The 20,432-nt window shown below is 61.5% G+C and carries 16 protein-coding genes; 1 reads left to right on the forward strand and 15 read right to left on the reverse strand.

Features of this window, described 5'->3' with window-relative positions; all coding sequences use genetic code 11:
• Positions 1–6: 6 nt before the first annotated feature.
• Complete coding sequence (gene dapB / locus QZ822_RS07315) at positions 7–777, reverse strand: 4-hydroxy-tetrahydrodipicolinate reductase (protein WP_294643678.1); 771 nt, start codon at positions 775–777, stop codon at positions 7–9.
• 253 nt (positions 778–1,030) lie between these two features.
• Here dapB and QZ822_RS07320 point away from each other — a divergent pair, with 253 nt between their 5' ends.
• Complete coding sequence (locus QZ822_RS07320) at positions 1,031–2,977, forward strand: acyltransferase family protein (RefSeq protein WP_294643681.1); 1,947 nt, start codon at positions 1,031–1,033, stop codon at positions 2,975–2,977.
• A 186-nt stretch (positions 2,978–3,163) separates the two neighbouring features.
• Here QZ822_RS07320 and QZ822_RS07325 read toward each other — a convergent pair whose 3' ends face one another.
• The 14 genes from QZ822_RS07325 to nusA all read right to left on the reverse strand — a co-directional run bounded on the left by QZ822_RS07325 (position 3,164) and on the right by nusA (position 20,416).
• Positions 3,164–4,495: a pitrilysin family protein gene (locus QZ822_RS07325; RefSeq protein ID WP_005507100.1), complete on the reverse strand. Its 1,332-nt coding sequence runs from the start codon at positions 4,493–4,495 to the stop codon at positions 3,164–3,166.
• Positions 4,496–4,695: 200 nt separating this feature from the next.
• Positions 4,696–6,915: a polyribonucleotide nucleotidyltransferase gene (locus QZ822_RS07330; RefSeq protein WP_070633921.1), complete on the reverse strand. Its 2,220-nt coding sequence runs from the start codon at positions 6,913–6,915 to the stop codon at positions 4,696–4,698.
• A 383-nt stretch (positions 6,916–7,298) separates the two neighbouring features.
• Positions 7,299–7,568, reverse strand: a complete 270-nt coding sequence (gene rpsO / locus QZ822_RS07335; RefSeq protein WP_005507098.1) for a 30S ribosomal protein S15 — start codon at positions 7,566–7,568, stop codon at positions 7,299–7,301.
• 283 nt (positions 7,569–7,851) lie between these two features.
• On the reverse strand, positions 7,852–9,267 hold the full coding sequence (locus tag QZ822_RS07340; RefSeq protein WP_294643683.1) for an amino acid permease: 1,416 nt from the start codon (positions 9,265–9,267) through the stop codon (positions 7,852–7,854).
• Positions 9,268–9,519: 252 nt separating this feature from the next.
• Complete coding sequence (locus QZ822_RS07345; RefSeq protein ID WP_049341701.1) at positions 9,520–9,858, reverse strand: hypothetical protein; 339 nt, start codon at positions 9,856–9,858, stop codon at positions 9,520–9,522.
• Between the two features lie 210 nt (positions 9,859–10,068).
• Positions 10,069–10,962, reverse strand: coding sequence for a 5'-methylthioadenosine/S-adenosylhomocysteine nucleosidase (gene mtnN / locus QZ822_RS07350; RefSeq protein ID WP_005507095.1), 894 nt, complete (start codon positions 10,960–10,962; stop codon positions 10,069–10,071).
• Positions 10,962–11,420 (reverse strand): S-ribosylhomocysteine lyase, encoded by a 459-nt coding sequence (locus QZ822_RS07355; RefSeq protein WP_005507094.1) that lies wholly within the window; start codon positions 11,418–11,420, stop codon positions 10,962–10,964. Before QZ822_RS07355 ends, mtnN begins: the two co-directional genes overlap by 1 nt.
• A 265-nt stretch (positions 11,421–11,685) precedes the next feature.
• Positions 11,686–12,702 carry a bifunctional riboflavin kinase/FAD synthetase gene (locus QZ822_RS07360; RefSeq protein ID WP_005507093.1) on the reverse strand — a complete coding sequence of 339 codons (1,017 nt, stop codon included), beginning with the start codon at positions 12,700–12,702 and terminating at the stop codon, positions 11,686–11,688.
• Between the two features lie 262 nt (positions 12,703–12,964).
• A complete protein-coding gene (locus tag QZ822_RS07365) occupies positions 12,965–13,717 on the reverse strand; it encodes a DUF4345 domain-containing protein (protein ID WP_294643685.1) in 753 nt (250 codons plus the stop codon).
• A 219-nt stretch (positions 13,718–13,936) separates the two neighbouring features.
• Positions 13,937–15,034, reverse strand: a complete 1,098-nt coding sequence (gene truB, locus QZ822_RS07370; protein ID WP_294643687.1) for a tRNA pseudouridine(55) synthase TruB — start codon at positions 15,032–15,034, stop codon at positions 13,937–13,939.
• Complete coding sequence (rbfA, locus tag QZ822_RS07375; protein ID WP_005507090.1) at positions 15,035–15,475, reverse strand: 30S ribosome-binding factor RbfA; 441 nt, start codon at positions 15,473–15,475, stop codon at positions 15,035–15,037.
• Between the two features lie 185 nt (positions 15,476–15,660).
• The gene (gene infB, locus QZ822_RS07380; protein ID WP_294643688.1) at positions 15,661–18,516 is read right to left on the reverse strand and encodes a translation initiation factor IF-2; all 2,856 of its coding nucleotides are present in this window, start codon (positions 18,514–18,516) and stop codon (positions 15,661–15,663) included.
• Positions 18,517–18,735: 219 nt separating this feature from the next.
• A complete protein-coding gene (locus QZ822_RS07385; RefSeq protein WP_070629115.1) occupies positions 18,736–19,077 on the reverse strand; it encodes a YlxR family protein in 342 nt (113 codons plus the stop codon).
• A gap of 253 nt (positions 19,078–19,330) precedes the next feature.
• A complete protein-coding gene (gene nusA, locus QZ822_RS07390) occupies positions 19,331–20,416 on the reverse strand; it encodes a transcription termination factor NusA (RefSeq protein WP_294643689.1) in 1,086 nt (361 codons plus the stop codon).
• Between the last annotated feature and the right edge of the window lie 16 nt (positions 20,417–20,432).

Consider the following 20,432-nt stretch of genomic DNA (forward strand, 5'->3'; position numbering starts at 1 on the left):
GCTCCCCTACGACAAATCCATGTAGGCGTCCAAGCCCACGCTCAAACCCGGATGCGCCGCCACCTCACGCACACCCAACAGTACGCCGGGCATGAAGGAGGCACGGTCAAAAGAATCGTGACGAATCACGAGCTGCTGACCGGGATCGCCCAGCAGAATCTCCTGATGCGCCACCATGCCGCGCAGACGCACCGCGTGCACGTGAATATCGTCGATTACGGCGCCGCGCGAACCCAAAGGATCGGAGGTGGTGGCATCCGGGCTTGCACCCACGCCAGCCTCCGCGCGGGCGGCAGCCACCTTGCGGGCGGTGTGCACAGCGGTACCGGAGGGGGCATCCACCTTATTCGGATGGTGAATCTCGATGATCTCTACCGATTCGAAGTAGCGTGCCGCCTTCGCCGCGAACTCGGTCGCCAGAATCGAACCAATCGCAAAGTTCGGGGCGATGAGCACACCCACCTCGGGGTGCTCAGCCAGCAGTTCGCGCAGGGAGTCCAGACGCTCGGGGGTCCAACCGGTCGTACCAACCACCGCGTGCATACCGTGCTCCACCGCGAAGCGAACGTTCGTCTCGCTGGATTCGGGAACGGTCAGGTCAATAACAATCTCTGCGCCGGCATCGACCAGCTCCTGCAGGTCGTCGCCGCGGCCCAGCGCCGCCACCAGGTCCATGTCTGCGGAGGTGTTGACGGCGCGCACCGCCTCGGAACCCATACGGCCCGCGGCACCGAGTACCGCTACCTTCCAGATTTTTTCGTTACCCTCGTGGGTCATGATTCTCTCCTCCGTAACTTATGAGCACCCCGACGATGGGGTAGACGCTGTGACGTACAGCCTCTATTATCCCCCGTGTGGGCGCAGTTCACGCCATCGCACACACGGGATGAGATACCCTGCAGAACCTCAGCAGTATAAAAACGAAATCTTATGTGCGTCATATACGGGCATTTATATGTCATCTAAAGATAGCAACCATATAATTAGGAAGTATTTCTATAATTTCCGTCCTACGGAGTACACAGACAGTATGAAGTCCCTCTTTACCTCCTCCGTGCGTCCAGATGAGGCTAACCGGCGTTATATTCTGCCGGGTCTGGACGGCCTGCGAGCAATCGCTGTGCTCCTCGTGATGGTGTACCATTTCTGGCCCACCGTACTACCCGGCGGCATGATTGGCGTGGATATCTTCTTCGTCATCTCCGGTTTCCTGATTACCTCCCTGCTTCTGCGTGAAGGTGCGCTCACCGGCAAAATTGCCCTGGGCAACTTCTGGATCCGCCGTGCCCGCCGACTGCTTCCCGCCATTACCCTGCTGATTCTGGTTCTCGGACCGGTCAGCCTGCTCATTGGCGGCGATATTCAGGTGAACCTCGGTCGACAGCTCGCCGGTGCGGCGACCTTCTCGTCCAACTGGATTTCCATTTTTGCCGGTAACGACTACTTCGCGCAGACCTCCCCGGAGCTCTTCACGAACTTCTGGTCCCTGGCAGTGGAAGAACAGTTCTACGTGGTGTGGCCGCTGCTCATTGTTGGTGCTGGCCTGTTGTTGCGCCGCTCGTGGCGTCGTTTCAGCGTGGTTATGGTGCTGGGTATTATTGCGTCGCTGAGCACCGCCACCGCACTGCTGATGTCCGGCTCCCCCATTAGCCGCGTCTACTACGGCACCGACACTCACCTGTACGGCCTGCTGCTCGGCGCCCTGCTGGCGTTTGCGCGCCCCTGGTCGCTGTACCCGCCGTTGCAGCAGTCCGTGCTGTACCGCGTGGCTCAGCCCTTCGGCCTGGTTGCCTTCGCCCGCGTCATGATCAGCTGGCTGTCCCTGTTCGCTCTGATTCCCTACGCAATTCTGGTTCCCGAGTCGGCTCCCGGTGCGATTCCCTGGGGTCTGTTCGGCGCCTCCCTGCTGGCGCTGGGCGTGATTCAGGGCATGCTTCCGGACATGCTTGCTGGCGCTTCCGAGGTGCTGCGCCGCCTGCTGAACTTCGCTCCCCTACGCTGGGTGGGTGAGCGCTCCTACGGCCTGTACCTGTGGCACTGGCCGCTCGCCGTGGTCATGCACTACCTGATGGGTGCGGACCGTTCCCCGCTGGTAAATGTGGGCGTTCTGGTAGCAACCTTCGCGATTGCGGAGATGTCGTACCGCTGGGTTGAGACCCCGATTCGCCGTTACGGTTTCCGCGGTAGCGCGAACCGTGTGGCGGTGGCGTTCCAGTCCTCGCGCACTAAGTTCCTGCCGGTTTCGGTGGCTCTTGCCGCTGTTGTGGCGGCTGCTTCGACCGGTCTGGCAGTGCACACCGCGCCGGCAATGACTACCGCCCAGCAGTCCGTTGAGGACGGCAAGCGTGCCGCCGCTGAGCGCCTGAAGGCTCGTCAGGAGGCGCAGGCTGCGAGCGCATCGGCAAGCCCAAGCGCAACGGGTAAGGACGCGAAGGCTTCGGCAAGCCCCTCGGCGTCGAAGGCTGCAACCGGTTCGGTGAACTCCTCGCAGGTGACCATTGTGGGTGACTCCATTGTGGTGGCGGTATCCCCCGAGCTGTACGACAAGATGCCCGAAGCAACTATTGACGCGCAGGAAGCACGCACCATCGCCAAGGCCCTGCCGATTATTAAATCCATGGGTGCTAACGGTCAGATTCGTAAGACCTTCGTACTGTCGGTGACCGCGAACTCGACCATTCTGGACGGTCAGCTCGACGAGGTTCTGGCTGCTATGCCTGCCGATTCTAAGCTGGTGCTGGTCACCGGTTACGGCCCGCGCAACCTGACCTGGATTGACTACTCGAACGGTAAGATTCGTGAGTTTGCGGCTCAGCATTCTGATCGTGTGATTATTGCGGATTGGAACTCTACGATCCGCCAGGCTCTGCAGACTCAGAGCGGCCTGCTCGCCTCTGACGGTGTTCACCCGGAGGCTGCCGGTCAGGAACTCTACGCTCAGGTGCTGATGGAGGCTATCGCCAAGGCACAGAAGTAGTAGCTCTGAGCAGAAGCTTTTCAGGTTCTGCCGCTCATGCTGGGCGTCAAGAGCATGGGTGGCAGAACGCCCAGAAGCACTTCTTGGAGGCATCTCTTTGATAGGTGCCGATGCACACAAAATGCCCGTTCCCTCCCCCGCATTGGGGTATGGGAACGGGCATTTTCGTACCGTAAGCGTTGAGGGTTAGCGCACGATGGTGGTAATCATCTGTTGCTGCCCCAGGTACGCCGCCAGGTCACGAACCTCCTCCAGGGAGACCGCGCGGATCTTCTCCAGCAGCTCATCGGTGCTGGTGAACAGTCCAGAGTCCAGCTCGGCGCGGCCCAGGCGGGACATGCGCGAGCCCGAATCCTCGCTACCGAGCACGGTAGAGCCAGCCAGCTGGCCGCGGACCTTCGTCAGCTCCTCCTCGGTAATACCGGCGGTGGCGAGCTTATCGAACTCGTAGCCCATGACCTCGCGCACCTGCTCGGTCTTAGCGGGCAGGCAGCCCGCGTACATGCCGAAGTAGCCAGCATCCGAGTACGCACCGGAGAACGCGAACGTGCTGTACGCCAGACCGCGCTTCTCACGAATCTCCTGGAACAGACGCGAAGACATGCCCGCACCGAATGCGCTGGTCAGCACGCTCATTGCGTAGCGGCGGTCGTCACCAGCGATAATGCTCGGGCAGCCCATCACAATGTTGGTCTGTTCGAAGCCCTTCTCCACCTCACGCAGCTCGCTCAGCGGAACGATGCCACTGTCGGTGCGTACGCGACGCGGTGCCGGTGCCACGCCCTCCTGCAGGTTCCAGCCGTAGCGGGTCAGCGCCTCCAGCACGAGGCGGACCATGGTGCTGTGCTCCAGCGAACCTGCGGCAGAAATGACCAGGCGGTCCGGGGTGTAGTAGCGCTTGTAGTGCTCCCACACGGCGTCACGCGGCACCTCGGTAATCTCCTGCGGGGTACCGCCGATGGGGCGGCCCAGCGGGTTCTCACCCATGAGCTGCTCCACGAAGTTCTCGAAAGCAACGTCGGTCGGGTCGTCCTGGTCCATGGCAATCTCTTCGAGGATTACGCCGCGTTCCTGCTCCAGGTGAGCCGGGTCCAGCAGTGCGTTGGTGACCATATCGGTGATGACGTCCACCGCCATGGGTGCGTCATCGTCGAGCACACGCGCGTAGTAGCAGGTGTGCTCTTTAGCGGTCAGGGCGTTGGATTCGCCGCCTACCGCGTCGAAGGAGGATGCGATGTCCAGGGCGGTGCGGGTGCCGGTGCCTTTGAACAGCAGGTGTTCCAGGAAGTGGGTGGAGCCGAGCATGCCGGGGGCTTCGTCGCGGGAGCCGACTCCCACCCAGAATCCGATGGATACGCCGCGGGTACCGGGCATTTTTTCGGTAATCACGCGTACGCCACCGGGCAGGATGGAACGGCGCACCTCGTTACCGCCTACACCCTCGTAGATGAGGCGGCCGTGCTCGTAGTTGAGCTCTTCGGCAATCGCCTCAAGCTCGACGGGCAGGGAAATAGACATAGGGAGAAGAACCTTTCAACAGGTACGTCTGAAGGTAAGCATTCCCGCCCCACTGCCTGTAGGCAGTCCCACAGTTGGTGGGGTGGGTGAGCATCAAAAGATGCAGGGCAAGCACAGCGAAGGGGCGCCCGGTGCATCCGGCGGGGAGTGAACCGCACCGGGTGCGCCGAACGCCCCTCATCACTTAGCGGGGGTTACGACTACTCGTCGTCGCCGCCCTCAACGACCGGTGCCAGCGAGAGCTTGCCGCGATCATCAATCTTGGTGATCTCCACCTGGACCTTCTGGCCCACGGAGACAACGTCCTCAGCGTCAACAACGCGCTTGCCACCGTTGAGCTTACGCATCTCGGAGATGTGCAGCAGGCCGTCCTTACCGGGGGTCAGGGAGATGAAGGCACCGAAGTCGGTCACCTTCACCACGGTACCCAGGTAGCGTTCGCCGACCTCGGGAACCTGCGGGTTAGCGATAGCGTTCACTGCCGAACGTGCAGCCTCGGCGGAGGGGCCGTCAGCTGCACCGATGTACACGGTGCCGTCGTCCTCAATGGAGATGTCTGCGCCGGTGTCTTCCTGAATCTGGTTGATCATCTTACCCTTGGGGCCGATGACCTCACCGATCTTGGCGACCGGGATCTTCACGGAAATAATGCGCGGTGCGAACTCGCTCATCTCGTCCGGTGCGTCAATGGCGCTGACGAGCACCTCGAGGATGTGCAGGCGAGCCTCACGTGCCTGGGTCAGTGCGCCAGCGAGTACGGATGCGGGGATGCCGTCGAGCTTGGTGTCCAGCTGGATAGCGGTCACGAACTCGGAGGTACCGGCAACCTTGAAGTCCATGTCGCCCAGTGCGTCTTCCGCACCGAGGATGTCGGTCAGGGCTGCGTAGCGGGTCTCGCCGTCAACCTCGTCAGAGACCAGGCCCATTGCGATACCTGCAACGGGTGCGCGCAGCGGCACACCTGCGTTCAGCAGGGACAGGGTCGATGCACAGACCGAACCCATGGAGGTCGAGCCGTTGGAGCCCAGAGCCTCAGAGACCTGACGGATTGCGTAGGGGAACTCTTCGCGGGAGGGCAGCACCGGGGTGATTGCGCGTTCTGCGAGTGCACCGTGGCCGATTTCGCGGCGCTTGGGCGAACCCACGCGGCCGGTCTCACCGGTGGAGTACGGCGGGAAGTTGTAGTGGTGGATGTAGCGCTTGGACTTGACCGGGTGCAGGGAGTCCAGCTGCTGCTCCATCTTGAGCATGTTCAGGGTGGTGATACCCATGATCTGGGTTTCGCCGCGCTCGAAGAGAGCGGAACCGTGAACGCGGGGCAGGATTTCAACCTCAGCGGTGAGCTGGCGGATGTCGGTCAGGCCGCGGCCGTCGATACGAACCTGCTCGGTGAGGATGCGCTGGCGAACCACGTGCTTGGTCAGTGCCGCGAATGCCACGGAGACCTCGTTGGAGCGCTCTTCGAATTCCTTACCTTCGCCGGTGAGAGCTTCCATGAGCTCTTCCTGCAGCTCAGCTGCTGCGGCTTCGCGCTCCTGCTTGCCAGCGATGGAGTACACCTCTGCCAGGCGGTCTGCTGCGAATGCCTCAACTGCTGCATCGACGTCCTCGCCGTGGCCACCGAAGAAGGGCAGCTCCAGGGCGGGCTTGCCTGCGCGAGCCACCAGGTCAGCCTGTGCCTTGCACAGTGCTGCGATGAAGGGCTTAGCAGCTTCCAGACCCTCTGCGACGATCTCTTCGGTGGGGGCGGTCTGGCCGTCTTCCTTGATGAGCTTCCAGGAGTTGTCGGTTGCTTCTGCCTCAACCATCATGATGGCGACGTCTTCGGTACCGTCAGCCTTGGTGACGATACGACCGGCAACAGCCATGTCGAACACAGCGTTTTCCAGCTGGGAGTACTTGGGGAAGCAGACCCACTGGCCGTCGATCAGTGCCATGCGCACGCCACCGATGGGGCCGTTGAACGGCGCACCGGACAGGGAGGTCGATGCGGATGCAGCGTTGATTGCGAAGGTGTTGTAGATTTCGTCCGGCTCGTAGGTCAGGACGGTCACAACGACCTGAACTTCGTTGCGGATGCCCTTGGTGAAGGCGGGGCGCAGCGGGCGGTCAATCAGGCGGGCTGCCAGGATTGCCTCGGTGCTGGGGCGGCCTTCGCGGCGGAAGTACGATGCGGGGATCTTGCCGCCTGCGTACATGCGCTCTTCCACGTCCACGGTCAGCGGGAAGAAGTCGAAGCCCTCACGGGGAGACTTGCCGATTGCGGTTGCGGAGAGCAGGGTGGTCTCGTCATCGATGGTGACGAGGACGGAGCCAGCTGCCTGCTTTGCAAGGCGGCCGGTTTCAAAGCGCACGTGGCGCTTACCGTGAATGCCGTTGTCGATTTCGACTTCGGCAAACTTGATTTCGGGACCTTCCACGGTTCCTTCTTTCTTCTTGGTAGGCCGTACGGCGCACGAGTCGGCCTTCGATAGGAAACCACGGCACCTCTCCCCTACTTATGCCCGACTTTTATCGGGGAGGTTGTGGGGTGGTGTTGTTCCGTAATTCGCTACCGAGGACCGCGGCGTGTGTGCCGGTACGGCCCGTGTTCTTTCTTTCAGGTGGGACGGCATCTTCTCACGTTGCCTAGCTTTGAGTTCCAGGGGAATCTAGCCAGCGGAAGATGCGCCCCTCAACGCGGCAGTACGGACGCGCTGGCGCTACCCGCCTCCGAAATGGAGGGCTGGTAGTGCTGACAGCACGTCCGCACACACCGCCTAAAGGCGATTAATCACCACAAAAGCGTCAAGACGCTCCTGTTTTATCGGCGCAGGCCCAGGCGCTCGATCAGCGAACGGTAACGCTCGATGTCGACGCTCTTCAGGTAGCCGAGCATGTTGCGGCGACGACCAACGAGGATCATCAGGCCACGACGGGAGTGGTGATCGTGCTTGTGGAACTTCAGGTGCTCGGTCAGGTCGGCGATACGACGAGACAGAACTGCAATCTGAACCTCGGGCGAACCGGTGTCGCCCTCGTGGGTTGCGTATTCCTTGATGATTGCCTGCTTGACAGCGGGATCCAGTGCCACTTTTTAACTCCTAGAGTTAGTACCGCATACGTCCCGTACGGACGGTTGCCGCCGGGTGGTGGGCTTACGCCCTGTAATACACGTCGTCTACTGCGGACTGCAGACGCGTTCTTCCCATTCTACGCTACCGGGGCGCTTTCGCGGAAGGGTGAGCAGAAGCCCTGCGGCAGGTAGCTCATCACACTACCTTCCGCCGGGCTTCACAGCCGGCTTCTCACATCGGTTTCTTACACCAGGTTTTCACACCAGCTCTACATTTATTCGGTATTCATGCTTCTGCTCCCTATGCTTCTGCTACTTCAGCGCGAGCGCGCACCACCACGAGGCGGTAGTAGCCCAGCAGGAACAGGCACCAGATCGCGCCCATGACCAGCGCCAGCTGGGTGTCGGCAAAGCAGCCGAAGAGCACCACGATAAAAATCATGAACGCCAATGCCAGGTAGCTCAGCCACAGGGGCTGGCGTACCGGCTGCGCCTCAGTATCGGCGCCGCTGCGCTTGAACGCGATGTGCGCCAGCAGGATCATGACCCACACGAACACGGTCGCGAAGGTTGCCAAGGAGGCAACCACCTCGAAGGCGTTCTCGAAGAGCACATTCACGATCACGCCGACCGCCATGACCAGCACCATGATGAGGGTGGTCATCCAGGGCGCACCGTTCTTGGTGACCTTCGCGAAGGAAACCGGTGCCAGGTTCTGCTTCGCCAGGCCGTACATCATGCGGCCGGCACCGTACACGTCCGCGTTCAGCGCAGAAATTGCGGCGGTAATGATGACCACGTTCAGAATCGAAGCGGCAGCCGGAATACCCAGGCCCTCAAAAATCTGCACGAACGGCGAGTTCGCCTTCGAGACCGAGTACCAGGGGTACAGGGACATGATGACCGACAGAGTCAGAATGTAGAAGATGAGGATGCGGAACGGAACCGTGCGAATCGCCTTGGGGATTGAGGTGCACGGGTCCTTCGCCTCACCGGCGGCAATACCGATGTTCTCAATACCGCCGAAGGCAAACATCACCACGGTAAAGCAGGCGAGGAAGCCGGTAAATCCGTTCGCGAAGAAGCCTCCTTCAAGAGCCCAGAGGTTCGTGACGGAGGGCGCCACGGAGTCGTGTGCCTGCACGCCCACGAAGAGCAGAATTACGCCGCCAACGATCATGGCGATAATGGCGCTGACCTTCACGAGGGTGAACCAGAATTCGGTCTCGCCGAATGCCTTGACCTTCGCTAGGTTAATGGCGAGCAGAATCAGCAGGACGGAGACGATCCAAATCCAGGAGGGGCTGTTCGGGAACCAGAACTTCATGTACACGGCGAAAGCGGTGACGTCCGCGATGGCGACCAGCGCCATTTCCAGGGCGTAGGTCCAGCCGGTCACGAAGCCCGCCCAGCGTCCAAGGTAGCGGGTCGCGTATTCAGAGAACGCGCCGGAAACCGGGTGCGCCAGGGCGAGTTCGCCCATTGCGCGCATCACCATGAACACTGCCGCGCCGCCAATAACGTAGGCAAGCAGCACGGAGGGGCCCGCCAGCTGAATGGCGGATGCCGAGCCGTAGAACAGGCCGGTGCCGATGGCGGAGCCGAGGGCGATGAACATAATGTGGCGCAGGGAGAGTCCACGCGCTAGCTGCGGGCTCTCAGAGGCAGCTGCCGCTACTCCCTGCTGTACCGGGGATGAGTCCGGGGTGATATTCATCTTCTTCTTTTCCTTTACCTCGTGGGGTGTACCCGCCGGTGGCGGGGAAACTTATCGGGTGGTGCCGCAGTTCAGCAGGTGGCTGAGAGCGGTACCGGTTGATTCACTCCCCATCGAGTGATGGGGCGTTACGCGGAAGGTGTTGCCTTCGCGCGTCGCCCCGGCGTACCCCCACCCGGTCGGTACGGCGGGAGGGAATACAAAAGACGGCGGGAAGGCAACGTTGCCTTTCCGCCGTCTTTGATGCAAAGACTACTTCTGTCGCTTACGTCCAATGACGATAGAGCACAGAGCGGTTGCAGCAGTCACGGTGTAGACTGCAGGCCACGCGCCAAGCTTCTTGGCGAGCGGATGAGCGGCGCCGAACGCGCCGAGGTAGACAGCGGTAAGGAAGGTGGCACGGCCTGCGCCAGCCTTACGCTTCCAATTCTTGTAAGCCACGGCACCGCACAGTGCCAGGACAGCGCCACCGAGCGGGCGGATGCCGGTGCTAGATGCAACCTTGTAGCCACCGAGCAGACCGGTGACGGAGGCGAGAGTCGGGCAGAACTTCACGACGTACTCCTCTGTGAGATCGGATAGTTTCCTCATTCATAGTACTCCACGACACACAGAATGTATATTCACCGCGGTTAATATTTCTGCAGTTCGCGCGGTTCAGGGGTATAACCGGGCGCAGAGACCGGTACAAAAAGACCGGGGCGTAAACCCATCGGTTCACGCCCCGGCACTTCCTCCGGCACTTTAAACGGCGGGCTCAGATTCGCATCCCGCCGCAGTCTTGCCGCGTGTTCTAGAGGTTTAGAGAGCCAGCTCCAGCGCCTCCAGCTGCGCCTCGGTCCACAGCTCAGCGGCCAGCTGCAGAGCGTAACGAGCCGAACGGGGAGCCACCACATCCACGGAGAGGTGGAAGTCCTGGTCAGCCTCCGGGCCGCACAAATCAGACACGCAACGCACACCGATAAACGGAATCTCGTAGTTGTGGCAGACCTGCGCAATAGCGGTGGTCTCCATGTCGGTGCTGATGGCGCCCTCGAACGCCTCGCGGGTGTCCTTCACGTTGTGAGCGGTCACGAAGGAGTTACCCGCCAGCATCTGGCCGCGGCGCACCTCCCACGGGCTCTCAGCCTGCTCACGCACCGGCTCCAGTGCAGCGAGCGCATGCTCCAGAGCGTCCTGCCACTCATCCGCCTGACCGTCGTAGCTTTCGGGCATGCCCGGAACCTGGCCGCGCGCGTAACCGAACGCGGTCGCGTCGGCGTCAGTGTAGGTGTAGTTCTCGCCAATCAGCACGTCGCCCACGTTAATGCCGCGAGCCAAACCGCCGGCGGTACCTGCGCTAATGACGCCCAGGCAGTTCGAGGAATAGCTGATCGCCTCGGTGACGGCGCTCGCCGCGTTCACCAGACCAATCTTGGAGCGGACCAGAAGTAGCGGAACCTGGTCCTCGCCCACCTGCAGGTAGCGCGGGTGGAATACTGCGGCGCCCTCGGTGAAGGACGGCTGTAGCTCCTCGGTCACTTTCAGGAAGGGCGCGAGCTCCTCGTCCATAGCCACCTGAATGATGATGGCGTTGGACATGCCGTCCATCAGCTCAAACATGCTGTTGAATGCCTCAGCCGGATCGAAAGCGTTCGGGTCAAAGTCCACCGGGTTGAAGGCGGATGCGAAAGCGTCAGGGATCTGTGCGCTCATTACGCCATCACCTGCGCCCACTCATCGCGTGCCGCGAGGAACTCGCGAGCCGCAGCCTGCGCACCTTCGAGGGTGTGGTTGGCGCCCCAACCGCACTGCACCTCGTTCGCTGCCGGAACCTCGGTTGCATTGAGGATATCGTTGAGGGTTGCTTCCAGGATAGGGAAGAACTCCTCAGGCTCCAGGCCCAGGGTCAGCGCGTAGAAACCGGTCTGGCAGCCCATCGGGGAGAAGTCAATCAGACGGTCGGTGTGGTTGCGCATGTGCTCGGCGCTCAGGTGCTCGATGGAGTGCACGGTCGGCATTTCCAGGTGCGCGGTGTTCGGCTGGGTGAAGCGGATATCGTACTTGATGAGGGTGTCGCCACCGGGCAGGACCTTGCGGTCTGCGATACGCACGTAGGGTGCTGCTACGGCGCGGTGGTCGAGGTTGAAGGATTCGACGTTCATTTTTTCCATGACTCTATCTTCTCTTAAAACGGGGACGACTAAAACAGGGGTGCCTCACGGAAGGCGCAGGACATCAAGGCGTGCAGCGCAGAACGTCAAGGCGTGCGCGGGGCACGAGGTTTCGTCGGAAGGCGCGGGCGGTCAGGTGCGAAGAAGGTGCCCGCTTTTGCGCATCCGGTCGGGTACGCAAAAGCCCCGGCGGCAGATCCGAAAATCTTACCGTCGGGGCTTCAAAGCCGTTAAAGGCAAAAGCTATGAGCGCAGGATGTTGCTCTTAGAAGTGGGGATGCTTCACTTCCGCCTGCACCGGGCACTCCGGCGGGCAGTAGTTCTTCGCGTCCTCAGCCAGCACCTCGCGGGTCTGCACCACGTCATCGTTAATCTGCTCGATCAGCGCCTCAACACCGGTGTACGCCACCATGGGGCGCAGACGCTTCACGAACTCAATCAGCACACGCTGACCGTACAGGTTGAAATCCTCCACGCGCTCTTCCGGGCGGTCAATCACGTGCGCCTCAACCTGGCGGTGCTCAATACCGTCAAAGGTCGGGTTCGTACCCACCGAAATAGCGGAGGGGTGACGGTTACCGGATTCGTCCACCAGCCAGCCGGCGTACACGCCGTCGGCGGGAATCAGGCCGCGCGCCTCAAGCTCAAGATTCGCGGTCGGGAAGCCCAACTCGCGGCCGCGCGCCAGACCGTGTACGACCTCACCAGCCATCATGTGGTGGCGGCCCAGTAGCTCGGTTGCCGCGGGCATATCGCCCTCCAGCAACAGCTGGCGGATGCGGGTCGAGGAGCAGCGGGTGTTCTCATCCACCATCAAATCCTCAACGACAACCACCTCAAAGCCGTATTTCTCCCCCAGCTCACGCATGGTGTTCAGGTCGCCGGAGTTGTTCTTACCAAAGCGCACGTCGTCACCGATGACCACGAAACGCGCGTTCAGCGCATCCACAAAGGTGGACTTCACGAACTCCTCGGGGGTCTGCGCAGCGAACTCCAGGTTATAGTTCAGCAGCAGGTAGTCGTTCAGACCCAGCAGGCACATGAAGTAGCGGCGCGAACCCTGACCCATAATGTCGTGGTGGGCCGCCTCGGGACGGTGCACCTGCATCGGGTGCGGGTCAAAAGAGACCGCGATAGAGCTCAAACCGTGCTCTTCAGCAAGGGAGACCACGCGCGAAATCACGCGGGCATGTCCACGGTGCACGCCGTCAAAATTGCCGATGGTCACGACCGAGGGGCCGTAGCCGGCGGGGACCTCGCTCAAAGCGGTGTAGAGGGTCACGGGCTCTCCTGAAAAAGATAAATGTACCTAACCATCCTAGACCACAGGCGGCAGGATGCAGAATTCAAAACGGGAATCAACAGGGAATGGAACGGCGCCCCTCGCAGGCGGTGCCTTCTCCCCTACCTTTGCGGATGCGGCGGGGTATCTGGCACGCAACTGTGCAGCCTCCGCACCTGGAAAATCCATGCGCAGCACCCGCCCAGAAGAAAGCCCGGGCAGGCACCCCACCGTGCGGCAGGAACCTTCCCGGGCGTTACGACTACTTACGAGCCTGGTTACGAGAAGCCTTCAGCATCTCCTCGCGAATCTTATTGGACTTGTTAATCCAGCTGTACCACACCAGCAGGCACGGAGGAATCACAAGCTCAGTCACCATCAGCACGATCAGCGACCAGTGCGGGGTGCCGAAGAACGCCCACGACAGGATACGGCCCACACCGCCCAGGAAAACCACCAGGCAGGAGAACGCGAGCATGTTCACCCACTTGAACTTCACGGCAATGAACACGAAGGACAGGCCCACGCCCACATAGGTTGCCGCGAAGAACACGTAGTTCGACTGCACCGAGGGGTTCGCAAAGTCCTGAGGCGCATCCGGGATGACGCGGATACCGCCCAGAACCTGCCACACACCGTACGCAATCATGAACAGACCGTACAGCGCCACCGCCGCGCGGAACGCTGCACGGTTCTGAGGCTTAGCCGCCTCCTCAAGGCTCTTGGGGCGGGCAAACGCCTCGCGGGTTGCCTTCTTCTCAGCCTTCTTATCGGCCTTCTGCGACGCCTTATCGCCGGACGCCGGTGCGGCTACACGAACACCCTCGGGTGCCTTCGCCGCAGAAATGGGCTCAGCACTCTTAGCACCGGCAGTCTTCGCGGCACCGCCCTGAGTAGCAGCTCCGGTCGCAGCAGCCCCGGTTACGGTAGCTTCAGCCTGTGCAGACTCCACGCGGGGTACCGGCGCGGTACGAGGCTCACTCGCCTTCTTAGCGGAGCTCTGGTTCTCGCTCATCTTCTCTCCTTCAGCAGGGCCGGGCGGCACCCGCACGAGTAGTCATGTGTGTTCAGGGATGTTTACGTTAGCGTGTTGAATGAATAGGGCGCACGTTCGGTAGGGCGCACGTTCAATATGCGCTGAATCAATCAGGATTGAAGGATTCAGTTTTGGGCAAATCAGCTTTGGGTAGGCGCAAACACCGAACCCTCTTCGCCCATCATAAGCCTTCAACGCCTAGTTGAAGGAACGATTCGCCTCAAAAACCAGCACCGGGGCGGCCTGTACCTTCCCGCGTTGCTTCTTATTCTCCAACAGGGCTACCAGGGTACCGTCCGGGGCGAAGCCCGCCACAATACCCTCAACGCTGGCATGCTGCACCGCGCCGGACTCATCCGCGCTCGCGTGCACGGAACGCTTCACCACGGAACCGTCACCGCTGGGGCTAATACGACGACCGTAGGAAATATCGCTCGCCTCCGCGGCAGAGAGCTCACGCGCACCAAAGATGCGGCGTGCTGCCTCCTCCAGGGGAAGCAGCGGCAAATCTTCCAGCGGAGCCTCCGACTCTTCGCGGCGCTGCTTCAACTGCGCCAAATCGGCGGCATCCTCAAGCACCACCGCACCCACACGGGTACGGCGAAGAGCCGTCAGGTGGCCACCGGTGCCCAGAATCTTGCCCAGATCACGCGCCAGGGCACGAATATAGGTGCCCGAAGAGCACGAAACCGTCACCTTGCAGTCAATCACGGGAACCGAGGTTGCCGCATGTTCGCCCTCGTTCTCGGGGTCCTCAATCACGTACTCGGCAAAACCAGGGTTGATGGAATGTACCGTGAACTCGCTAATCGTCACCGGACGCGCCGCCAACTCAACCTGCTCACCGCTACGCACACGCGCATACGAGCGAACACCGTTGATCTTAATAGCGGATACCGCAGAAGGAACCTGCAGAATATCGCCGCTGAGCTGCACCACAGCCTCCAGGATGCGCGCACGCATCTGCTCAGCGTCCAGACCGGTCAGCGCCTCAACGGCATCAGGATGCGCGGCGGTGTGTTCACCCTCGGCGTCCTCAGTCAGCGTCTCAATGCCCAGGCGAATCGTCGCGTCATAGGTTTTATCCTGACCGACCAGGTAGGTCAGCAGCTTCGTCGCCTTATTGATGCCCAAAATCAGCACGCCGGTCGCGGCGGGATCCAGCGTACCGGCGTGACCAACCCGCCGGGTGCCAGCAATACGACGCATCTGAGAGACTGCGTCGTGGCTGCTCATCCCGGCGGGCTTATCAATGACCATCAGGCCGGACGGGCCCTGAGGTTGTTTCTTCGCCACTTAGGCGTCCTCACCCTCGGCAGGCTCGTCCTTCTTGTAGGGGTCTGCCTCACCAGCGTACTCGGCACCCTCAGCTGCAGCAGCCAGGGCGGCGTCGCGCTCGCGAGTCTCACGCAGAAGCGCCTCAATGTGGAAGGCGTTCTCGGGAACCTCGTCAGCGACGAAAGTCAGGGTGGGGGTCAGGCGGGCAGTGATGTTCTTACCCACCTCGGCGCGCAGAATACCCTTAGCGGATTCCAGCGCTTTCTTGGTGTTTGCGGCGTCCTCTTCGGAGCCGAACACGGTGTAGTACAGGGTTGCGTGCTGCAGGTCGTTGGTCACGCGGGCATCGGTAATAGTCACAAAACCGAGGCGGGGATCCTTAACACGACGCTCCAGCGCCTTCGCCACAATTACCTTGATGCGGTCGGCAAGTCGTGCCGCGCGGGCTGCATCAGCCATGTGTTTCTCCTTGAAATGTCGTGGTGAAATGTCGTGGTGCTTCCGCGAACACTCGGGGTGTTACGGAGGCGTTCCAGGTAATGCGGAAGCGCCCGCCCCGCCAGTGTCCGCCCCGCAGACTCCAGTTTTAGAAGCCTGCGGGTGCGGGAACACTAGCGGGTGACGGGCGCATCAGCGTGTGAGTCTTAGACACGCGGCTTTTCGCGCATCTCCCAAGTCTCGATAATGTCGCCTTCCTTGATGTCGTTGAAGGAGCCGAGGCCAATACCACACTCGAAACCTTCGCGAACCTCGGTAGCGTCGTCCTTGAAACGACGCAGCGACTCGATGGTGAGGTTGTCTGCCACCACGGAACCGTCGCGCACCAGGCGTGCCTTGGCGTTGCGCTTGATGATGCCGTTCTTGACGATCGAACCTGCGATGTTGCCCCACTTGGAGGAGCGGAAGACCTCGCGGATCTCTGCGGAGCCGAGCTCCACTTCCTCGTACTCGGGCTTGAGCATACCCTTGACGGCCTGCTCAATTTCCTCAATCGCACGGTAGATGACCGAGTAGAACTTCATCTCGACGCCTTCGCGGTCGGCAAGTTCTGCAACGCGCTCTGCCGGGCGGACGTTGAAGCCGATGATGACCGCGTTGTCCACGGTAGCCAGGTTCACGTCGTTCTGGGTAATAGCACCCACACCGCGGTGGATGACGCGCAGCTGAACCTCGTCGCCACCGGCGTCGATCTTCATCAGGGACTCTTCCAGCGCTTCCACAGCACCGGAGACGTCACCCTTAATGATCAGGTTCAGGGTGTCCATCTTGCCCTCAGCCACAGCGGCGTCGAAGGACTCGAGGGTCACGCGCTTACGACGCTTAGCCAGCTGAGCGTTACGATCAGCAGCCTCACGCTTCTCAGCGATCTGACGAGCGGTGCGCTCTTCCTCGGTGGAGAGGAAGGTGTCGCCTGCACGAGGAACGGTGGACAGACCCAGCACCTGAACGGGGCGGGACGGGCCAGCTTCCTTCACAGCCTGACCGTTCTCATCGAACATTGCACGAACGCGACCGTGAGCAACACCGGCAACGATAGCGTCACCGACGCGCAGGGTACCGGACTGAACCAGGACGGTGGAAACCGCACCGCGGCCCTTGTCCAGGTTTGCTTCAATAGCAACGCCGCGTGCTTCCTTGTTCGGGTTAGCGGTCAGTTCGAGCACGTCAGCGGTCAGGGTGACAGCCTCAAGCAGCTCGTCGATGTTGGTGCCGTTGCGAGCGGAGACGTCCACGAACATGGTGTCGCCACCGTACTCTTCGGGGATCAGGCCGTACTCGGTAAGCTGGCCACGGATCTTGTCCGGGGACGCGCCTTCCTTATCGATCTTGTTCACAGCAACCACGATCGGCACGTTAGCTGCCTGTGCGTGGTTCAGTGCCTCAACGGTCTGGGGCATAACGCCGTCATCCGCTGCGACCACGAGGATTGCCACGTCGGTAACCTTCGCACCACGGGCACGCATAGCGGTGAACGCCTCGTGACCGGGGGTATCGATGAAGGTAATCGCGCGGTCTTCACCCTCAACGGTGGTGTGGACCTGGTATGCACCAATGTGCTGGGTAATGCCGCCGGCCTCACCCTCAATGACGTTGGTGTTACGGATAGCGTCCAGCAGGCGGGTCTTACCGTGGTCAACGTGACCCATGACGGTAACAACCGGGGGACGAACCTCCAGGACGTCCTCGCCCTCAGCTTCTGCTTCGGCTTCGAGGTTGATGTCGAAGGACTCGAGCAGCTCGCGCTCCTCATCCTCCGGGGAAACGATCTTGATGACGTAACCCAGTTCGGCACCCAGCAGCTCGAAGGTCTCCTCGTCCAGAGACTGAGTCTGGGTAGCCATCTCACCCAGGTGGAAGAGAACCGTAATCAGCGATGCCGGGTTTGCGCCAATCTTCTCAGCAAAGTCCATGATGGACGCGCCGCGGCGCAGACGAATCTCGGTCGAGCCGTCGCCGCGAGGAACAACCACGCCACCGGGTGCCGGTGCGTTCAGCTGCTCCTGCTCATGGCGGCGAGCTGCCTTGGACTTGCGGCCCTTACGCTTGGAGCCGCCGCGACCGAATGCACCCTGTGCATTACCGCGACCGCCGGGGCCGGGACGACCCGGACCGCGGTTGAAGCCGCCGGAACCGCCGCCGCGACGTGCGCCGCCGCCGTTACCGCCACCGTTGTTGGAACCGGACGCGCCGCCACCAACGTTGGAAACCTTGGGCATCATCGAGGGGTTCGGGCGTGCGCCGCCGCCACCAGCCGGACGGGGTGCACCGGGACGTGCGCCACCTGCCGGGCGAGGACCGCCGTTACCACCGGGACGTGCGCCACCTGCGGGGCGGGGACCGCCGTTACCGCCGGGGCGTGTGCCACCGTTGCCACCGGGACGACCGTTACGTGCCGGACGGGGACCGCCGGAACGCTGGGAGTCGCCGCCGCCACGCTTCATGCCCTGCTGGGATGCGAAGGGGTTGTTACCGGGGCGAGGACCGGGCTTCGGAGCGGCAGGCTTGGGTGCTGCCGGCTTCGGTGCTGCCTCGGGGCGTGCCATGCCCTGCTGGGATGCGAAGGGGTTGTTACCCGGGCGGGGGCCACCGGGCTTGGGTGCTGCTGCCGGCTTTGCGGCGGGCTTAGCTGCTGCAGGCTTGGGAGCTGCGCTCTCAGCTGCGGGCTTGGGTGCCGGCTTAGCGGCAGGCTTTGCCGCTGCGGGCTTGGGTGCCGGCTTAGCGGCAGGTTTAGCCGCTGCGGGCTTGGGTGCCGGCTTAGCGGCAGGCTTAGCCGCTGCGGGCTTGGGAGCCGGCTTAGCGGCCGACTCTGCGGGACCTGCCTTTGCGGCAGGCTTAGCGGCTGCGGCGGGGAATTCCGCGCGCAGCTTCTTCAGAACCATGGGGTTCAGGGTGGAAGAGGAGCTCTTAACGAACTCGCCCATATCCTTGAGCTTGGCGATAACTTCCTTGGAAGGTACGCCTACTTCTTTAGCAAACTCGTGTACTCGAGGCTGAGCCAAATTTTCTCCATTCCCGGTCCGCACCGGGAATGGTGCGGACACTAATGTTTACGGGGTGCACGCCCGAAGGCGCGCCAATTCGTGAAATTGCCGGTGGGTGAGCACGAAAGGGTACTCATTTCGCGGCACTCATTAGATATCCATCAGTTTTCTGACTCGCTTTCAGATAAGAAGTCGTCAAACTCGTTGACTTACAGAGGGCATATACCCGAAAAGCGTCTACGAGGGGGTCGAGTCCGCAATCACGGCTCGAATCTGCTCGCAGCACGCCTGCAACTGGGCTGCAGGGACCGCTTTTTTGAAGGCGCGCGCCAGACCGTTCTTTTTCTGCAGAGCGGCTACGCACTTTTCGCTCGGATGGATCCAAGCGCCTCGTCCGGGCATAGTTCCCGCCGTATCGGGCTGATAGGGCGGGGTTTCCGCCTGCTCGGTAGCAGACGTGACGGGTGTGCGGGCGATGCGCAGCAGGTTGCGCTGTTCATCGCGGGCACGGCATCCGATGCAGGTGCGAACCGGTCCTTCAAACGCTTCGGAGGTTGCGGTGAGGTCGTGATTGCTCATGGTCCTCTCCCCTCTCTAGCGTGTGTGCAGAACCGCGTTCGCAGTACATTCGTGATGCGCTATCCGGTGTGTGCGAGGGCGCGTTAAAGCGCCCGGCTACACACCGGCACATCTTAATAGTGTATCCCGTTTTTAAGAATCATGGGCAAAACTGTGACGCAGGCGCAAGAACACCGGGCACGTACCTGCCCGATATCTTGCGCCTGCATCAAAAGGATATGCCGCGGGATACGCCCCTCACCGGGGCTAATGCTTATTCAGCGTCCTGTGCGGACTCTTCTACTGCCTCTTCAACTGCAGCTTCTTCAGCCAGGCTACGAGCCACGCGAGCTGCAACCTCTTCCTCGGCACGAACCTGAGCGTACTTGGACTCGGAGAGAATATCGATACGCCAGCCGGTCAGCTTCGCTGCCAGACGCGCATTCTGACCCTCACGGCCGATAGCCAGGGACAGCTGGTCATCCGGAACCACGGCACGAGCGGAGTACTCACGCGGGTTCGCGATAATGACCTCGGTGACCTTCGCCGGGGACAGCGCCGCAGCGATGAAGGTTGCCGGATCGGTCGAGTAGTCGACAATGTCAATCTTCTCGTCGTTCAGCTCGGCAGCAACCGCACGCACGCGGGCACCCATATCGCCGATGCACGCACCCTTCGCATTAATGGTCGGGTTCTTCGCGGACACAGCAATCTTGGAGCGGTGGCCAGCTTCACGTGCGATGGAGTTAATAGCAACCAGGCCTTCAGAAATCTCGGGAACCTCGTGCTCGAACAGGCGCAGAACCAGGTTCGGGTGCGAACGAGAAACCACAATCGAGGGACCCTTCGGGCCGCGGCGAGCCTCAACCAGGTAGGCGCGCAGGCGGGTACCGTGCGGGTACTTCTCGCCCGGAACCTGCTCATTGCTGGGCAGAACAGCTTCAACGGTGCCCAGGTCAACCTGAACCATACGCGGGTTGTTGCCCTGCTGAATCACACCGGACACCAGGGTGCCCTCACGGTCCTTGAACTCGCCCAGAACGGATGCGTCCTCAGCGTCACGCAGACGCTGCGAGAGCACCTGACGGACGGTTGCGGCAGCGATACGGCCAAAGTTGTTCGGGGTATCGTCGAACTCGTCAATCTTCTGGTTGTCCTCATCAAGCTCAGGAGCCAGAATGACGAACTCGCCGGTGGTGTGGTCGATGACAGCACGAGAGCCCTTAATAGCGCCGGGCTGCTTCATGTACGCGAGCAGCAGGGCGTTCTCAACCAGGGTGAAGAGCTCCTCCATGACGAGAGAGCGCTGCTTCGCCAATGCGCGCAGTGCGCCCAGGTCAATAGTTTTAATATCCTCCACGCTTTTCAGCCTTTCC

Source organism: uncultured Rothia sp. (assembly GCF_916715725.1).
Classification (GTDB): domain Bacteria; phylum Actinomycetota; class Actinomycetes; order Actinomycetales; family Micrococcaceae; genus Rothia.

Excerpts from the sequence above, each read along its gene's own strand:
- dapB (WP_294643678.1), bottom strand. The coding sequence starts at position 777 with ATGACCCACGAGGGTAACGAAAAAATCTGGAAGGTAGCGGTACTCGGT.
- QZ822_RS07320 (WP_294643681.1), top strand. The coding sequence starts at position 1,031 with ATGAAGTCCCTCTTTACCTCCTCCGTGCGTCCAGATGAGGCTAACCGG.
- QZ822_RS07325 (WP_005507100.1), bottom strand. The coding sequence starts at position 4,495 with ATGTCTATTTCCCTGCCCGTCGAGCTTGAGGCGATTGCCGAAGAGCTC.
- QZ822_RS07340 (WP_294643683.1), bottom strand. The coding sequence starts at position 9,267 with ATGAATATCACCCCGGACTCATCCCCGGTACAGCAGGGAGTAGCGGCA.
- QZ822_RS07345 (WP_049341701.1), bottom strand. The coding sequence starts at position 9,858 with ATGAGGAAACTATCCGATCTCACAGAGGAGTACGTCGTGAAGTTCTGC.
- mtnN (WP_005507095.1), bottom strand. The coding sequence starts at position 10,962 with ATGAGCGCACAGATCCCTGACGCTTTCGCATCCGCCTTCAACCCGGTG.
- QZ822_RS07355 (WP_005507094.1), bottom strand. The coding sequence starts at position 11,420 with ATGGAAAAAATGAACGTCGAATCCTTCAACCTCGACCACCGCGCCGTA.
- QZ822_RS07365 (WP_294643685.1), bottom strand. The coding sequence starts at position 13,717 with ATGAGCGAGAACCAGAGCTCCGCTAAGAAGGCGAGTGAGCCTCGTACC.
- rbfA (WP_005507090.1), bottom strand. The coding sequence starts at position 15,475 with ATGGCTGATGCAGCCCGCGCGGCACGACTTGCCGACCGCATCAAGGTA.
- QZ822_RS07385 (WP_070629115.1), bottom strand. The coding sequence starts at position 19,077 with ATGAGCAATCACGACCTCACCGCAACCTCCGAAGCGTTTGAAGGACCG.